Source organism: Pseudonocardia kunmingensis (genome assembly GCF_006716445.1).
GTDB lineage: Bacteria > Actinomycetota > Actinomycetes > Mycobacteriales > Pseudonocardiaceae > Pseudonocardia > Pseudonocardia kunmingensis.
Genome location: NZ_VFPA01000003.1, coordinates 1303262 through 1318279, shown reverse-complemented (window position 1 = coordinate 1318279; position 15018 = coordinate 1303262). Strand labels below are relative to the sequence as shown.

Sequence of the window (15018 nt, the reverse complement as noted above, 5' to 3'; positions counted from 1 at the left end):
CGGGATCGCCGACGCGCGCAGGTGGGGGTGGGAGGAGTGGGTCAACCGCGCGGGCGACAGCCCGTGGCGGTGCGCCGGCACTGGTCGACCACGCGACGGCGGGTCAACAGGCAGGGTGGCGCGGCAGCACTCATGTCCCGACCAGTGAACCGGGGCGGTACAGAGGTGTGCAACTCACGCGGCTGTGTGATCGGTGACAGCGGGAGCCGTCAGTCGCGCGCCGGGTCCACGTCGAAGGTCGCGGCGAGGTCGTCGAGGATCGCGTGCGCGCCCTGCATGCCGACGGCGCTCATCCAGGTCAGGTCGGGAACCTCGTGGATCTGCCCCGTGAGCTCGCCCCACAGCGGGTTGGCGGTGAACCGCGCCCGGGTGGCATCCGACGCGCCGGCGCCGTCCGGGTAGGTGGTCACGAAGATGTGGTCGGCGTCCGCGTCGAGGATCCGCTCCTCGCTGATCTCCACCTGGCCCGCGCTGGTCTGGTCGCCGCCCTGCTGCGACGGGGGGCGCGCCAGCCCGGCGTCGGCGAGGACCACCCCGGAGTAGGTGCTCTCGGTGTAGAGGCGTGCCGGCCCGTCCACGAACCGGACGACGGAGACGACCGGGTTGGTGCCGGTGGCCGCGCGGATCCCGTCGCCCACCCGCTGGGCGCGGGCCTCGAACGCGGTGATCGCCTCCTCGGCCTGCGCCTCCGAGCCGAGCACCTGTCCCGTGAGCCGGATGTTGTCCTTCCAGGTGGAGCCGGTGGTCTCGGAGAACACGGTGGGCGCGATGCGGCTCAGCTCGTCGTAGAGGTCGGCGTGGCGGACCTTCGCCGACAGGATGACGTCCGGCTCGAGGGCGGCGATCGCCTCCAGGCTCGGGCTGGTGAGCATCCCGACCGGCACGGCGTTCGCACCGAAGCGCTCCGCGTCGGCGCCGAGGTAGGACGGCAGCGGCTCGTCGGCGGCCTGCAGCGTGGTGTAGCCGACGAGCTCGGTGCCGAGCAGCAGCACGGCGCCGGACAGGGTGTTGTCCAGCGCCACCACCCGCTCCGGACGCTCCGGGATCTCGGTCTCGCCCATCGCGTGGGCGACCGCGCGCGGGAAACCGGGGGCGTCGGCGGGCGCGGCCGGCGCCTGCTCCGGCGCGGCGCCACCGCAGGCGGCCGTCCCGAGGAGCACCCCCAGTGCAGCGAGGGAACCGAGCGTCGCACCGATCCGGCCCATGGCCCGTCCTTTCCACGAATGAGAGGGAAGCCTAACCTGGCCGCCGCGGCGGGCGGTCGTCGCGGACCCCGTGTGCCGGGCGTCACGGCGGGTACCTCGGTCGGGTACGGCCAACCGACGACGAGAGGGATCCGATGTCGACCTCCGAGACCGGTCAGGTCACCGGCACCAAGGACAAGGACTACAACATCATCTGGTTCACCGAGGCCTGCCTGAGCAACGCGCTGCGCCTCGAGCAGTACTGCCAGGACGCCGAGCGCGACGGCGACGACGAGCTGGCCGAGTTCTTCCGCCGCGCCCAGGGCGAGAGCCGCAAGGGCGCCGAGCAGGGCAAGGAGATGCTGGCCCGGCGCCTCGCCCGCTGAGCCGACCACCCCGGCCCGCCGCCGCACGAGCGCCGGCGGGCCGCTCCCGGTCCGGTGTCACCCGGTGCCGCTCCGCAGGGCCCGCAGCTCCTCGGTGGGCGCCGGGACCGCCGGGTCCGCGGGCAGCGGTTCGCCCGGGCAGCCGGTCAGGATCCGCGCGATCGCCTCGCGTTCGGCGCTCGTCACCCACAGCCCGTACTTGCTCTTCACCGCCACCTGCCGGGCCACGTAGGCGCACCGGTAGCCGCGGACCGGCGGGAGCCACGTCGCGGCGTCGCCGTCACCCTTGGACGCGTTCGTCGGGCCGTCCACGGCGAGCAGGTTGAGCGGGTCGTTCCCGAGCAGCTCGCGCGTGTCGGGGGCCAGCTGCTGCGCGCCGGTCTGCCAGGCGTTCGACAGCGCGACGACGTGGTCGATCTGCACGTCGTCGCTCGTGCCCTGCCCGCGGGTGAAGTCGATCGTCCGTCCCGTGTACGGGTCGGCGAGCCGGCCGTTGAGCACGACGCACTCCCGCGTGCCCGCGCGGAACGCCTCGTCGACGAGGTCCCGGGCGAGCACGTCGTTGCGCTGGTCGCAGCCGTTCCGGTCGACGTCGGCCCAGCGCTGCCCGAACTCGTCGCGGTCGTACCCCGTGCGGGGTGCCCGCCCCTTGACCGGCAGCGCGGCCAGCGCGGCGGCGGCGTCACCGGACGCCGGGGCCTGCGACACCGGTTCGATCGTGATCCCCGAGCACCCGGTCGCCAGACCGGCGGCGAGGACCACCGTCGCCAGGAACGCCACGCCGCGAGCTCGCACGGAGTCAGGATGGCGAGGGCAGGCCGGCCCGCCGGGGCGGCGCGCCGACCCGCTGACGTGATCCCGGTTTCCTTGACGTGATCTGTCAGGGACCACCGTCATGCTCGACGCGTGTACGAGACCGAGCCGGAGATCCGGGACCTGCAGACCCTCATCGACCAGTCCCTCGCGCGGTCGACCGCGCACCTGAAGTCGATCATCACGCCGGGCGAGCGCAGCCTGGACGCCGCGCAGGCGGTGCGCGTGCTCACCGGCATGTGCGTCCTGGTCCTGTCCACGGTCACGGCGCAGGGCGAGCCGCGCGTGAGCGCCGTGGACGGCCACTTCCTGCACGGTCGCTGGGTGTTCGGCACGAGCCGGGGCGCCGCGAAGGCGCGGCACCTCCGCGCGCGGCCCGCGGCGAGCGTCGCGCACCTGCGCGGGGAGGAGCTGGGCGTCTTCGTCCACGGCGTCGCCGAGGAGCTCAACCCGGTGGACGGGCCCGCCGACCCGGACTGGCCGCAGATCCGCGAGTACCTGTACGGCATCTACGGCGACACGGGGTTCGACTGGTCCGACGTGGTCTACTTCCGGCTGCGGCCGACCTGGATGACGGTCTACGCGAGCGAGCCGCAGCGGCTGCTCGACGGGGCGGCGACCGGCTCGTGATCCGCGGTATCGGTTGCCCGTTGTCGTGCGGACAGCAATGGGCAACCGATACTGCAGATCAGGCCGGGCGCCGCGCGGCGAGCAGCACCTGCGGGCGCAGGGACGGTGGCTGTGCCGGCAGCCGCAGGTCGGCGACCACCTCGAGGCCGGCGTCGACCAGCATCCCGGTGAGCTCCTCGGGACGGTACAGGTGGGTCGTCCAGGACACCGGAAGGCCGCCGTACCCCTCGGTGCGCGCGATGTCGCCCTCGCCGACGTGCGTGCCGACCAGCGCCTGGCCGCCGGGGACGAGCGCCTCGGCGAAGGCCGCCAACACCCCGGGCAGCGCCTCCCGCGGGAGGTTGAACAGCGACCACCAGCCGAGCACGCCGCCGAGCGAGGCCGGCGCGAGGTCGAGCTCGGTGGCCGAGGCGACGGAGAACCGCAGGTCGGGGTACTGCCGGCGGGCGTGCTCGACCATGCGCGGCGACAGGTCGACGCCCGAGGCGTCCAGACCGAGCCCGGTGAGGTGCGCGGTGACGGTGCCGGGGCCGCAACCGACGTCCAGGACCGGGCCGAGGCCGCGGACGGACTCGGCGAACGCGGCGAGCACGGCCCGTAGCCACGGCTCGGGCTCCAACCGGCCCATGGCGAGCTCCACATAGGCATCGGCGACTCGATCGTAGGATTCGCGGACCGTCTCGAGGTCGGAAGGCTGCAGCACGGGAGCACGCTACGAACGGCGTCCGACGATTCCGAGCGCCGCGGCCACCAGGGCCGGGCGCAGCAGGATCACGAGCTGCGGCCGGCGTCCTGAGTGCGAAGGCGCGGGGCGGCCACGGCGTCGGCCAGGGCGGCCGTCGGCGGTCCGAGCCGCTGCGGCGCCGGCCGGAAGAGCGTGTCGCCGAGGGCCTTGACCGCGGCCGGTACCTCCCGCAGCCAGCCGTACACGGTGGCGGAGCGGCGCGCGGGCAGGCTCGGGTCGCCGACGCCGGCGGCGTCGATTCCCGCGGCGCGGCAGAGGACCACCGCGCGCGGCAGGTGGAACGCCTGCGTCACGACGATCGCCGAGCGCACGCCGTACACCTCGTGCGCCCGGACGCACGAGTCCCAGGTGCGGAACCCGGCGTCGTCCTCCACGATCTTCGCCGCGGGAACGCCCGCGGTCTGCAGGTAGCGGCGCATGGAGCCGGGCTCGTCGTCGGCCCCGGTGACCAGCACCGCGTCGACCGTGCCGCGGTGGTACAGGTCGGCGGCGACGTCCAGGCGCCGGGCGAGCAGCAGGGTCGGGCGCCCGTCCCGGCGCAGCCCCGCGCCGAGCACGATCGCGACGGGCCGCGCCTCGGCGCGGTCGGCCGTGGTCCGCCTGCTGTCGGTGGACACGGCGAACCAGGCCAGTGGCGTGGCGACGAGCAGCGGCGCCAGCAGCACCGCGAGGGACCAGAGTCTCCGGCTCACGACTTCCAGTCTGCCGGGACCTCTCTGTGGATCTCCTGAAGCCAGATCTCCGCCGACATGTCCGACGGCGCCCGCCAGTCGCCCCGCGGCGACAGCGACCCGCCCGCCGCCACCTTCGGCCCGTTCGGCAGCGCGGAGCGCTTGAACTGGCTGAACCCGTAGAAGCGCTGCGCGAACACCTCCAGCCAGTGCCTGATCTCGCCCAATCCGTAGGACGGCCGCTCGTCCTCCGGGAACCCGGGCGGCCAGTCCCCGGCCTGCGGGTCGTGCCAGGCGTGCCAGGCGAGGAAGGCGATCTTCGACGGGCGGAAGCCGTAGCGCAGGACGTGGAAGAGGTTGAAGTCCTGCAGCGCGTACGGCCCGACCTTCGCCTCGCTGCTCTGCACCTCCTCGTCCTCGCCGCTGGGCACCAGCTCCGGGGTGATCTCGGTGTCGAGGACGTCGGTGAGCACGGCGCCCACCTCCTCGTCGAACTGCTCCGACGACACGACCCAGCGGATGAGGTGCTGGATCAGCGTCTTCGGCACCCCGCCGTTGACGTTGTAGTGCGACATCTGGTCGCCGACCCCGTAGGTGGACCAGCCCAGCGCCAGCTCGGACAGGTCGCCGGTGCCGAGCACGATGCCGCCGCGCTGGTTGGCCGCGCGGAACAGGTAGTCGGTGCGCAGCCCGGCCTGCACGTTCTCGAACGTCACGTCGTACACCGGCTCGCCCTGGGAGAACGGGTGCTCCAGGTTCTTCAGCATGAGCCGCGCGGTTTCGGTGATGTCGAGCTCGGTGAACGTGATCCCGAGGGCCTCCGCGAGCCGGGTGGCGTTGCCCTTGGTGCGGTCGCCGGTGGCGAACCCGGGCAGCGTGAAGCCGAGGATGTCGCTGCGCGGGCGGCCCTCCCGGTCCATCGCCTTCGCCGCGACGATCAGCGCGTGCGTCGAGTCCAACCCGCCCGAGACCCCGATGACGATCTTGGGCTGGTTGATCGCGCGCATCCGCTGCTCCAGGCCGGCCACCTGGATGCTGTAGGCCTCGTAGCAGTCCTGCTCCAGCCGGGACTCGTCGGCCGGGACGAACGGGAACCGCTCGATCTCGCGGCGCAGGCCGATGTCCGTGCCGGGCGGGTCCAGCCGGAACGGGACCCGGCGGAAGTCGTCGAGCCGCGCGGCGTGGTGGCGGCGGTTGTCGTCGAAGGTGCCCATCCGGGCGCGCTCGTTGCGCAGCAGGTCCAGGTCGACGTCCGCCACGGACCGGCGCGGACCCCGCGGGAAGCGCTCGGTGTCGGCGAGCAGCACCCCGTTCTCCCAGATCATCGTCTGGCCGTCCCAGGACAGGTCCGTGGTGGACTCGCCCTCGCCCGCCGCCGAGTACACGTACGCGGCGAGGCAGCGCGACGACGCCGAGCGCGCGAGCAGGCAGCGGTCCTCCGCGCGGCCCACCGTGATCGGGCTGCCCGAGAGGTTCGCCAGCACCGTGGCGCCCGCGAGCGCGGCCTCCGCGCTGGGCGGCACCGGCACGAACATGTCCTCGCACACCTCGACGTGCAGCACGAACCCGGCCACGTCGGCGGCCTCGAACAGCAGGTCGGGCCCGAACGGGACGTCCTCGCCGCCCACCCGGATCGTGCCGCGCTGGTCGTCGCCGGGTGCGAGCTGGCGCCGCTCGTAGAACTCCCGGTAGTTCGGTAGGTACGACTTCGGCGCCACCCCGAGGACACGCCCGCGGTGGATCACGACGGCGGTGTTGTAGACGCGGTGCCGGTGGCGCAGCGGCGCCCCGACGACCAGCACCGGCAGCAGGTCGGCCGAGCCGGCCACCACCTGCGCCAGCGCCTCCTCGACGGTGTCGAGCAGCGTGTCCTGCAGCAGGATGTCCTCGATCGAGTACCCCGACAGCGTCAGCTCGGGGAAGACCGCGAGCCCGACCCCGTCGTCGTGGCACTCCCGGGCGAGGCGCAGCACCGCGTCGGCGTTCGCGGCCGGTTGGGCGATCGTCGTCGTGAGGGTGCAGGCCGAGACCCGCAGGAAGCCGTGGCGGTAGGGGGAGCGGAAGTCCACGACGGCGAGTCTGCCGGAGCGGCATCAGACGTGCAGGACGCCGTCCTGCGCCGCGGACGCGGGTGGCAGGAAGCCGCTGTTCAGGTCCTCGTGCAGATCCGTGGGATCTTCGATCGGCGCCCCCACCTCGTCGAACAGCTCGACGGTCCGGACCAGCGTCAGGCCCGGCCGCACCGGTGCCGTGAACACGATGTCGACGGTCGAGTCGACGCCGGCGCTCGTCAGCTCGACCGCCTCGACCCGCACTCCGAGCTCGGTGAGGTACGCCGGCGGTGCCGAGGTCAGCGAGCGCAACTGCTCGAGCCGCCGTTCGGCCAGGCGGGGGAGCCCCGCTGCGTCCGGACGGGACCAGGACAGATCCGTGACGTCGAGGTCCGGAAGCACATCGATCGCCTCCGTCGTCCCGACGCGGAGGAGGCCAGCTGGATGTCATGTGGTCGAGCGTGCCCCTCCAATCGTGCGGGTGGCCGGTCGACATGATCGGCGCCTGCGGTGCCAGAACCGCACCGGTGCGTCCCTACGACCGCAGACGCTGATCACCCCTGCGGCTCAGCCGATCCTTCCCCGGCGAACCCCCGGCGGGAGGCACTAGGGTCGGCGTCGTGGTCGGCCCGGCGGTGGTGCGCGCGGTGCTCGCGGAGCACCTGCCCGCCGTCGCCGCCCGGACGATCGAGCCGCTGGGCGGCGGCTTGGACAACGTCGCGTTCCTGGTCGACGGGGAGCTGGTCGTCCGGTTCGCCGTCCGCGGCGACGCCGAGCGCGTCGTGCGCGAGGCGCGTGTGCTGGAGCTGGTGGCCGAGCGGTCGCCGGTGCCGGTGCCGCATCCGGTGTTCACCGCGCCGGAGCGGGGCTGCCTGGCGTACGCGCTGCTGCCCGGGGTGCCGCTGCTGGACGTGCCGCCCGCCGCGCGGGCCGCGCACCGGCCGGCGGTGGCGGCGGCGCTGGGCGGGCTGCTGGCCGTGCTGCACGCGGTGCCCCCCGCGGAGGTGGCCCCGCTCGTCGGGGTGGACGACACCGCACCCGGGTCGTGGCTGCGCGAGGCCGCCCGGTCCTGGGAGGCGGTGGCGGCGCGGGTGCCGATGCGCCACCACCGCGCGGTCGAGGCGCTGCTGCTCGCCGCCCCACCGCCGGAGCCCTCGGGCGACGCCGTCTTCTCCCACAACGACCTGGGTGCCGAGCACGTGCTCGTGGACCCGGCCACCGGCGCGGTCACCGGCGTGATCGACTGGGCCGACGCGGCCGTCACCGACCCGGCGCTCGACTTCGGCCTGGTGCTGCGCGACCTGGGTGCCGACGGTCTCGACGTCGCGCTCGCCCGCTACCCGTCCGGCGGCGCGGACGTGCCCGGCCTGCGCGAGCGCGCCGCGTTCTACGCCCGCTGCCGGCTGCTCGAGGACCTCGAGTACGGCATCGAGACCGGGCGGCGGGCCTACATCGCGGCGGCGATGGAGGCGATGGCCCGGCTGTTCCCCGAGTAGCGCTGCCGCCCGGTCAGCAGCGGACGTCGACCAGGGCGTCGCGGGCGGCGGCCCGGGCGGCGTTCCAGCTCGTCCAGTCCTCGTCGGGTGCGTCGAGCCGGTCGGCGATGTGGCCGAGGGTCTCGCAGCGCTGCGGCTGCGGGAGCTCGAGCAGAGCGGGCACCGCGTCGGCGGACAGCGTGGCGAGGTAGGTCTGGTCGAGCTGGCCGGTGACCGCGTGCCGCGCGACGTTGTGCGCGGCGATGAACCGCTCCGGGTCCAGCACCGCCAGCGCCAGTAGCGCGACCAGCCCGGCCGCCGCCATCTCGCGCACCACCGGCTTCGCGCGCAGCCGCACCACCGCCACGAGCACCAGCAGGAAGCAGGCGCCCAGCCACATCTCGCAGGCCAGCACGAGCAGGCGCAGCGTCGTGAACCCGTAGGCCTCCTGGTAGAGCCACATCCGGCTCAGCGCGGACGCGACGATCACCAGCGTGAGGACGGTGAGGGCGGCCAGCAGCCCCCGCTTCCACGCGCGGTCGGCCGGGGTCGGTGCCGGCGCGAACCGGGAGGTGAGCAGCACGACGCCCAGCGCCAGCACCGTCACCGCGAGCAGCTGCCAGAACCCGCTGCGGGCGTACTCGGCGTAGGTGAGGCCGGTCGTTCGCAGGACGTGGTCGTCGGATCCGAACAGCGTGGCGAACTGCACCCCGACGAACAGCGTGAACAGCCCCACCAGCAGCCCGATCGGCAGCGCCCACTCCACGCGGCGCAGCCGCAGCGGCCCCGCCGGGTGCGCGACCGGCGGCGCGGGCGGGCCCAGCAGCACGAACCCGGCGCCGAGCAGCCCGCAGGCGCCGAGCGCGAACAGGGCCGTCCAGCGGATCAGGTGCGGGCCGTCGACGGTGGGCAGCAGGCCGTCCAGGAGGCGGCCGAACGCCGGGTCCGCCGAGGCCAGCAGGGGGCCGAACACCGCCAGCAGGCCCAGCCCGACCAGCGCCGAGGTGACGGTCCGCGCGCCTGCGGCGTCGCGGCGGACCCGCCGCAGGGCCCTGCCGACCCAGGGCAGCGCCCGGAAACCGGCGAGCGGGACGGCGATCGCGGCGAAGGCGGTGCTGCGGAAGTGCCGTCCGGCGACGGCGACCGAGGCCGCCGCGACGGAGGCGAGCAGGCACAACGCCACGAGCCACGGCGCGTCGCGGACCGTGGCGACGCCGGCCAGCCCGACCGCCGCGAGCCCCCATGCGGCGTCGGTCGCATCGGCCCGCCACGTCGTCGGCGCGCCCGGGTCGCGCCGGCGGGCGTGCCGCGCGACCGGCACCATCGCCACCGCGGCCACGACGGCGACGACGAACCAGCCCAGCCCCGGCCGGCCCAGCGGCACGGCCGCGGCCGCGGTCGCCCCCACGGCGATCGCGGCACCGAGCACCGGCCATGTGGGCGGCGCAGACGGTCCGCGCCAGGCGGGGAAGACCTCGATCGGCGTGGCGGTGACTGCCGTGCCCGACCGGTCCGGCGCCGCGGTCGACCCCGAGGACGCAGCGGCCGTGACCGGCTCGTCCGGTTCCAGAACGGCGACGGCGGCCGTGGCGGGCCGCGCCCCCGCCCCGCTCGGACCGTCCGGGCCCGCCGTCCCCCGGGGTTCGCTGCCCGCTCCGGCCGGTGCGTCCGACGGCGTGCTCGCGCCTGCGGTGCTCGCCGCGCCCGGTTCGCCGGGTCCGGCGTTCGTGCCGGCCAGCTCGTCGGCTCCGGAGCTCGCGGCCCCCGCCGGCCGGGCCCCGTCCGGCGCGTTCACGACCGCCCCGGCAGGCTCACGCGGATGCGGCAGCCCGCACCGGCGGGGGTGTCGGCCACCGCGATGCGCCCGCCGTGCAGCTCCACCACCCAGCGGGCGATGGAGAGCCCCAGCCCGGTGCCGCCGCCCACGGCGCGCTCGCCGCGCGTGAAGCGGTGGAACACCCGGTCGCGTTCCTCCGGGGGGATCCCCGGTCCCTCGTCCCGCACCTCGAGCACGAGCTCCCCTCCCTCTCGGCGTCCGACCACGTGGACGTCGGTTCCCGGCGGCGCGTGCCGCGCGGCGTTGTCGAGCAGGTTGACCACGACCTGGTGCAGCCGCCCGCGGTCGGCGCGCACCGCCAGCTGCGGGGGCTGCACGTCGAGCCGGAACCCGACGTCGCGCCCCGCCACCTCCGCCGCGACGCGAGCCTCGGCCACCGCCTCGTCGAGCAGCGGGGTGAGCGCCACGGACTCCGGCGTCAACGTGAGCGCGCCGGCGTCGATCCGGGACAGGTCGAGCAGCTCGGTGACGAGCGTCCCGAGCCGCTCGGTCTGGGCGAGCGCGGTGCGCAGCGTGGCCGGGTCCGGCTCGGCCACGCCGTCCGCGACGTTCTCCAGCACCGCCTGCAGGGCGGCGATCGGCGTGCGCAGCTCGTGCGAGACGTTGGCGATGAGCTCGCGGCGCTGCTGGTCGGCGGCGGCGAGGTCGGCGGCCATCCGGTTGAACGCCGCGGCGAGCGTGCCGACCTCGTCCTTCGACGTGGCGCGGACCCGCCGCGTGTAGTCGCCCCGCGCCATCGCGATCGCCGCCGCCGTCATCTCCCGCAGCGGCCGCGTCATGCCGTGGGCGAGCACCTGCGCGGTGAGCAGCACGATCGCGAGCGCGATCAGCGTGGTCGACAGCGGCGGCAGCCACCGGTACTCCTGCCACAGGTAGACGATCCCGGCCGCGCCGGAGCCCAGCAGCAGGACGCTGATCTTGAGCTTGATCGAGCGCAGCGGGTCGAGCGGGCGGGGCAGCTGGTCGGCGAGCGCGGCCAGCCGAATCACCGCTCCACCTCGAGCGCGTAGCCGACGCCGTGCACGGTGCGGATCAGGTCGGCGCCGAGCTTGCGGCGCAGCGCCTTGACGTGGCTGTCGACGGCGCGGGTGGCGGTGGCGTCCTGCCAGCCCCAGACGCTTGCGAGCAGCGCCTCGCGCGGGTGCACGGTGCGCGGCTGCCGGGCGAGGTGCACCAGCAGGTCGAACTCCGTGGGCGTGAGGTGGGCGGCCTCGCCCGCGCGCAGCACTCGCCGCTGGGCGGGGTCGATCTCCAGGTCGCCCAGGACGATCCGCGGGTCGCCGGTGCGCTGCTCGGCGGCCCGGTCGACCCGCCGGAACAGCACTCCGACCCGCGCGGCCAGCTCGCGGATCGAGAACGGCTTGGTCAGGTAGTCGTCGGCGCCGACGGCCAGACCGACGAGCAGGTCGGTCTCGGTGTCGCGCGCGGTGAGCATGAGCACCGGGACGGACCGGCTCGCCTGGATGCGCCGGCACACCTCGAGGCCGTCGAAGCCGGGCAGCATCACGTCGAGCACGACGAGGTCGGGCTCGCCCGCCTCGAAGCGCGCCATCGCCGCGGGACCGTCGTGCGCCACGTCGACGGCGTAGCCCTCGGCCCGCAGCCGGGCCGCGATCGAGCTCGCGATCGTCGGCTCGTCGTCCACCACCAGCACCCGCCGGCGCCCCTCGCTCATGGCGCCGAACCTAGCCGCCGGTGATGGAGGCGGATGGTGCGTGATGTGGAGATCCTGTGCAGGCCCCGCCGTCCGCACCTTGGAGCCCTACTGCTGTTTCTGAGCCCGTTCACCAGCAGTACGGCTCCAACGTGCGGTGGAGCTCGGCGTGCGGGAGCGGGAGCGGGAGCGGGCGGGCCTTCGCCTACGGGCGGCCGGGGGAGGGCTCGCCGGGCGCTTCCAGGCGGGCTTCGACCAGGCGCTTGGCCTGCTCGTGGGCCTGGCGGCGGGCGTCGGCGAAGTAGGTGGCGGGGTCGCGCAACAGGCGCGCCAGCCGGGCGCGCTGCGCGTCGTCGCCGTTGCTCACCTGTTTCGCCACCTCACCAGGGTAGCTCCGGTCAGGCGCCGAGGGCGACCGCCAAGAGGCGGCCGAGGACGCGGACGGCGGCGACGTCGGCCTCGGTGAGGTCGCCGACCTGCAGGCCGTCGACGGTGAGGATCCCGAACTCCCGCGACTCGGTGGCCACCGGCACCGCCACGAAGGTGCGGTAGGCGTGGCCGCCGGGCGCCCATCCGGGTGGGGACTCGGCGTGGGTGTCGGCGCAGAACAGGTCCTCACGGCGGGCGAGCATGTCCAGGGCGAAGTCGCCGAGCGGGGTGCCGGCCTCGAACGTGCTGCGCGGCGCCTCGGCGCGCCCGTGGAACCCGGACGGCACGAGGCGGTCCTCGACGCGCGCGAAGAAGCACGAGCGCAGCCGGTCGGCGCCCAGTACCTCGGCGGCGGCCGAGAGCACCACGGCCTTGGCCTGGCCCTGCAGGTCGCCGAGCTCCCGGCTGCGCGACCAGCCCCGCAGGTCGACGATCCGGCCGATCAGGTAGGTGAGGGGCTCCATCGCGTCGTTGAGCACGAGCTGGATGCGGGCGCCGGCGTCCTCGGCGATCTGCTCGGCGGTGCGGGCGCGGGCCCGCGCGTTGTGCTCGGCACGCAGCGGCAGCCCGACGGCGAGCGCGGTGAGCGCGGCCCCCGCGGCCACGGTGAGCGTGAGCGACCACCCGGACAGCTGGTTGAGGAACGCGCCGATCACCCAGGCGGCGGTGGCCGCGGTGACGGCGACGGGCCGTGCCACCGCCCGGAACCGCTCCGTCGTTCCCGCCATCGTCCCCCCAACGTCGCGCCAGCGTAGCCAGCACCCGACCGGAGGCCGCGGAGGCGCGACGCTCACGCGGTGGCACCGGCGTGTCGCTCGTCGGGCCGCCGTTGTCCACCCGGATGGAGCACGTGTCGTGCGCGAACGCCGATTCCGGCTACACCGCGTGGTCCGAATCCGGCTACTGCGTGACGCGCGCCACTAGGACCCTCGTATCTTCACCCGGTCGGGTCGGCGCGCCGGACCGGGTGCTGCCGACCGTGCCCGGAGTTCGATCTTGCAGGTCGGGCTCGCGAAACCGGGTGGTGCCGCTTTCGTTGCACCGGGCTGCAGGCAGGTCGCAGCAGACGCGTCGCAGGAGATGGGACGGTACCGGGTGAGAACGCTGTATGACCGGGACGGACGGACGGTCCACGAGCGGATGCAGGCGGCGCCGGAGTTCGCCGAGCTCCGTTCGCGGCTGCGGCGGTTCGTGTTCCCGATGAGCGCGGCCTTCATGCTCTGGTACCTCGCCTACGTCCTGCTCGCGTCCTACGCGCCGGAGTTCATGGCGATCCCGGTCCTGGGCAACATCAACGTGGGGATCGTGGTCGGACTCCTGCAGTTCGTGACGACGTTCGCGATCACCGGGCTCTACGTGCGGTACGCCGACACGCGGCTCGACCCGGTCGCGGAGAAGATCCGCATGCGCATGGAGGGCTACTGATGTCCCTGCTCGCACAGGAGGTGCCGGCGCAGGACCAGATCGGCAGCCCGATCATCAACATCTCGGTGTTCGCGGCCTTCGTGCTGGTGACGCTGGTGGTGGTGTTCCGGGTGAGCCGGGGCAACCGCACGGCGTCGGACTACTACGCGGCGGGCCGGTCGTTCACCGGGCCGCAGAACGGCGTGGCGATCGCGGGTGACTACCTGTCGGCGGCGTCGTTCCTCGGCATCGCGGGTGCGATCGCGGTGAACGGCTACGACGGGTTCCTGTACTCGATCGGCTTCCTGGTGGCGTGGCTGGTGGCCCTGCTGCTGGTGGCCGAGCTGCTGCGCAACACCGGCAAGTTCACGATGGGCGACGTGCTGTCGTTCCGGATGCGGCAACGTCCGGTGCGGGCGGCGGCGGCCACGTCCACGCTCGTGGTGTCGTTCTTCTACCTGCTCGCGCAGATGGCGGGCGCGGGCGCGTTGATCGCGCTGCTGCTGCAGATCCCGAACAGCAACACCCTCGGCCAGGGCATCGTGATCGCCGTCGTCGGGCTCCTGATGATCGTCTACGTGCTGGTGGGCGGCATGAAGGGCACCACGTGGGTGCAGATCATCAAGGCCGGCCTGCTGCTGGTCGGCGCCGCCACGATCACGACGTGGGTGCTCGGCCGGTACGCCTTCGACCTGTCCGCGCTCCTCGGGGACGCCGTTGCGGCCAACCCGTCGATGGAGACGAAGTCGGGCACGGTCAAGGAGCTGGGCGAGCGGCTGCTCATCCCGGGCCTGCAGTACGGCGCGTCCGACCTCGCGAAGATCGACTTCCTGTCGCTGGGCCTCGCGCTGGTGCTGGGCACCGCGGGCCTGCCGCACATCCTGATGCGCTTCTACACGGTGCCCAACGCCAAGGAGGCGCGGCGCTCGGTGGTCTGGGCGATCTGGCTGATCGGCATCTTCTACCTGTTCTCGCTGGTCCTGGGCTACGGCGCGGCCGCGCTCGTGCCGGGCGGCGCGCAGCGGATCTCGACCGCGCCGGGCGGCACGAACTCGGCGGCGCCCCTGCTGGCCTACCAGCTCGGTGGCGAGCTGCTGCTCGGGATCATCTCGGCGATCGCCTTCGCGACGATCCTCGCGGTCGTCGCAGGCCTGACGATCACGGCGTCGGCCTCGTTCGCCCACGACGTCTACGCCAACGTGATCAAGCGGGGCACCGCGAAGCCGGACGCCGAGGTGCGGGTGGCCCGCCGCACGGCCGTCCTCGTCGGCGTCGTGGCGGTGGCGGCCGGGATCCTGGCCCGCAACCAGAACGTGGCGTTCCTGGTGGCGCTGGCGTTCGCGGTGGCGGCGTCGGCGAACCTGCCGACGCTGCTCTACTCGCTGTTCTGGAAGCGGTTCAACACCATGGGCGCCCTCTGCAGCATCTACGGCGGCCTGGGCACCAGCGTGGTGCTCATCGTGCTCTCGCCCGCGGTGTCGGGCGGCCCGAGCGCAATGATCCCCACCGCCGACTTCGCGGTCTTCCCGCTGGCCAACCCCGGCCTGGTGTCGATCCCGGCGTCCTTCCTGCTCGGAGTCCTCGGCACCTTCCTGGGCCGCAAGGACGAACACGCCGCCGCCCGGCACGCGGAGATGGAGGTCCGCGCGCTCACCGGGGCCGGGTCGGAGAAGGCGGCGGCGCCGAAGACGATGCCGCTGCCCAAGATCATGGTCTAGATCACCGGGCGTGCAGCGGCC

16 protein-coding genes are annotated in these 15018 nt (G+C 74.1%); 5 read left to right on the top strand and 11 right to left on the bottom strand.

Features of this window, described 5'->3' with window-relative positions:
• Positions 1-209: 209 nt before the first annotated feature.
• On the bottom strand, positions 210-1205 hold the full coding sequence (locus tag FB558_RS29240; protein WP_142058778.1) for an ABC transporter substrate-binding protein: 996 nt from the start codon (positions 1203-1205) through the stop codon (positions 210-212).
• Positions 1206-1339: 134 nt separating this feature from the next.
• Between FB558_RS29240 and FB558_RS29235 the strand changes: the two genes are divergently transcribed.
• A complete protein-coding gene (locus tag FB558_RS29235) occupies positions 1340-1570 on the top strand; it encodes a hypothetical protein (protein WP_142058776.1) in 231 nt (76 codons plus the stop codon).
• A gap of 57 nt (positions 1571-1627) precedes the next feature.
• Here FB558_RS29235 and FB558_RS29230 read toward each other — a convergent pair whose 3' ends face one another.
• Positions 1628-2365 (bottom strand): HNH endonuclease family protein, encoded by a 738-nt coding sequence (locus FB558_RS29230; protein ID WP_246106812.1) that lies wholly within the window; start codon positions 2363-2365, stop codon positions 1628-1630.
• A gap of 111 nt (positions 2366-2476) precedes the next feature.
• Here FB558_RS29230 and FB558_RS29225 point away from each other — a divergent pair, with 111 nt between their 5' ends.
• A complete protein-coding gene (locus FB558_RS29225) occupies positions 2477-3013 on the top strand; it encodes a pyridoxamine 5'-phosphate oxidase family protein (RefSeq protein ID WP_142058773.1) in 537 nt (178 codons plus the stop codon).
• A 58-nt stretch (positions 3014-3071) separates the two neighbouring features.
• Here FB558_RS29225 and FB558_RS29220 read toward each other — a convergent pair whose 3' ends face one another.
• From FB558_RS29220 to FB558_RS29205, 4 genes are all read right to left on the bottom strand, one after another.
• The gene (locus FB558_RS29220) at positions 3072-3716 is read right to left on the bottom strand and encodes a class I SAM-dependent DNA methyltransferase (RefSeq protein ID WP_246106811.1); all 645 of its coding nucleotides are present in this window, start codon (positions 3714-3716) and stop codon (positions 3072-3074) included.
• Positions 3717-3784: 68 nt separating this feature from the next.
• Positions 3785-4450, bottom strand: a complete 666-nt coding sequence (locus tag FB558_RS29215) for a SanA/YdcF family protein (RefSeq protein WP_246106810.1) — start codon at positions 4448-4450, stop codon at positions 3785-3787.
• Complete coding sequence (locus FB558_RS29210) at positions 4447-6498, bottom strand: NAD(+) synthase (protein WP_142058771.1); 2052 nt, start codon at positions 6496-6498, stop codon at positions 4447-4449. The genes FB558_RS29215 and FB558_RS29210 overlap by 4 nt, the downstream gene beginning before the upstream one ends.
• A 24-nt stretch (positions 6499-6522) precedes the next feature.
• Positions 6523-6882 carry a hypothetical protein gene (locus FB558_RS29205; RefSeq protein ID WP_142058769.1) on the bottom strand — a complete coding sequence of 120 codons (360 nt, stop codon included), beginning with the start codon at positions 6880-6882 and terminating at the stop codon, positions 6523-6525.
• A gap of 218 nt (positions 6883-7100) precedes the next feature.
• On the opposite strand from FB558_RS29205, the gene FB558_RS29200 reads away from it, so the two are divergent.
• On the top strand, positions 7101-7976 hold the full coding sequence (locus tag FB558_RS29200) for a phosphotransferase family protein (RefSeq protein WP_211366903.1): 876 nt from the start codon (positions 7101-7103) through the stop codon (positions 7974-7976).
• Between the two features lie 13 nt (positions 7977-7989).
• Here FB558_RS29200 and FB558_RS29195 read toward each other — a convergent pair whose 3' ends face one another.
• The 5 genes from FB558_RS29195 to FB558_RS29175 all read right to left on the bottom strand — a co-directional run bounded on the left by FB558_RS29195 (position 7990) and on the right by FB558_RS29175 (position 12603).
• The gene (locus tag FB558_RS29195) at positions 7990-9750 is read right to left on the bottom strand and encodes a DUF4153 domain-containing protein (RefSeq protein WP_246106809.1); all 1761 of its coding nucleotides are present in this window, start codon (positions 9748-9750) and stop codon (positions 7990-7992) included.
• Complete coding sequence (locus FB558_RS29185; RefSeq protein WP_142058767.1) at positions 9747-10781, bottom strand: HAMP domain-containing sensor histidine kinase; 1035 nt, start codon at positions 10779-10781, stop codon at positions 9747-9749. The genes FB558_RS29195 and FB558_RS29185 overlap by 4 nt, the downstream gene beginning before the upstream one ends.
• The gene (locus FB558_RS29180) at positions 10778-11467 is read right to left on the bottom strand and encodes a response regulator transcription factor (protein ID WP_142058765.1); all 690 of its coding nucleotides are present in this window, start codon (positions 11465-11467) and stop codon (positions 10778-10780) included. Before FB558_RS29180 ends, FB558_RS29185 begins: the two co-directional genes overlap by 4 nt.
• 184 nt (positions 11468-11651) lie before the next feature.
• Positions 11652-11825: a hypothetical protein gene (locus tag FB558_RS43485; protein ID WP_170231576.1), complete on the bottom strand. Its 174-nt coding sequence runs from the start codon at positions 11823-11825 to the stop codon at positions 11652-11654.
• 19 nt (positions 11826-11844) lie between these two features.
• Positions 11845-12603, bottom strand: coding sequence for a GAF domain-containing protein (locus FB558_RS29175; RefSeq protein ID WP_142058763.1), 759 nt, complete (start codon positions 12601-12603; stop codon positions 11845-11847).
• 412 nt (positions 12604-13015) lie between these two features.
• Here FB558_RS29175 and FB558_RS29170 point away from each other — a divergent pair, with 412 nt between their 5' ends.
• Positions 13016-13300 (top strand): DUF485 domain-containing protein, encoded by a 285-nt coding sequence (locus FB558_RS29170; RefSeq protein ID WP_342787547.1) that lies wholly within the window; start codon positions 13016-13018, stop codon positions 13298-13300.
• On the top strand, positions 13300-14997 hold the full coding sequence (locus FB558_RS29165; RefSeq protein ID WP_142058759.1) for a solute symporter family protein: 1698 nt from the start codon (positions 13300-13302) through the stop codon (positions 14995-14997). Before FB558_RS29170 ends, FB558_RS29165 begins: the two co-directional genes overlap by 1 nt.
• The last annotated feature ends 21 nt before the right edge of the window (positions 14998-15018 follow it).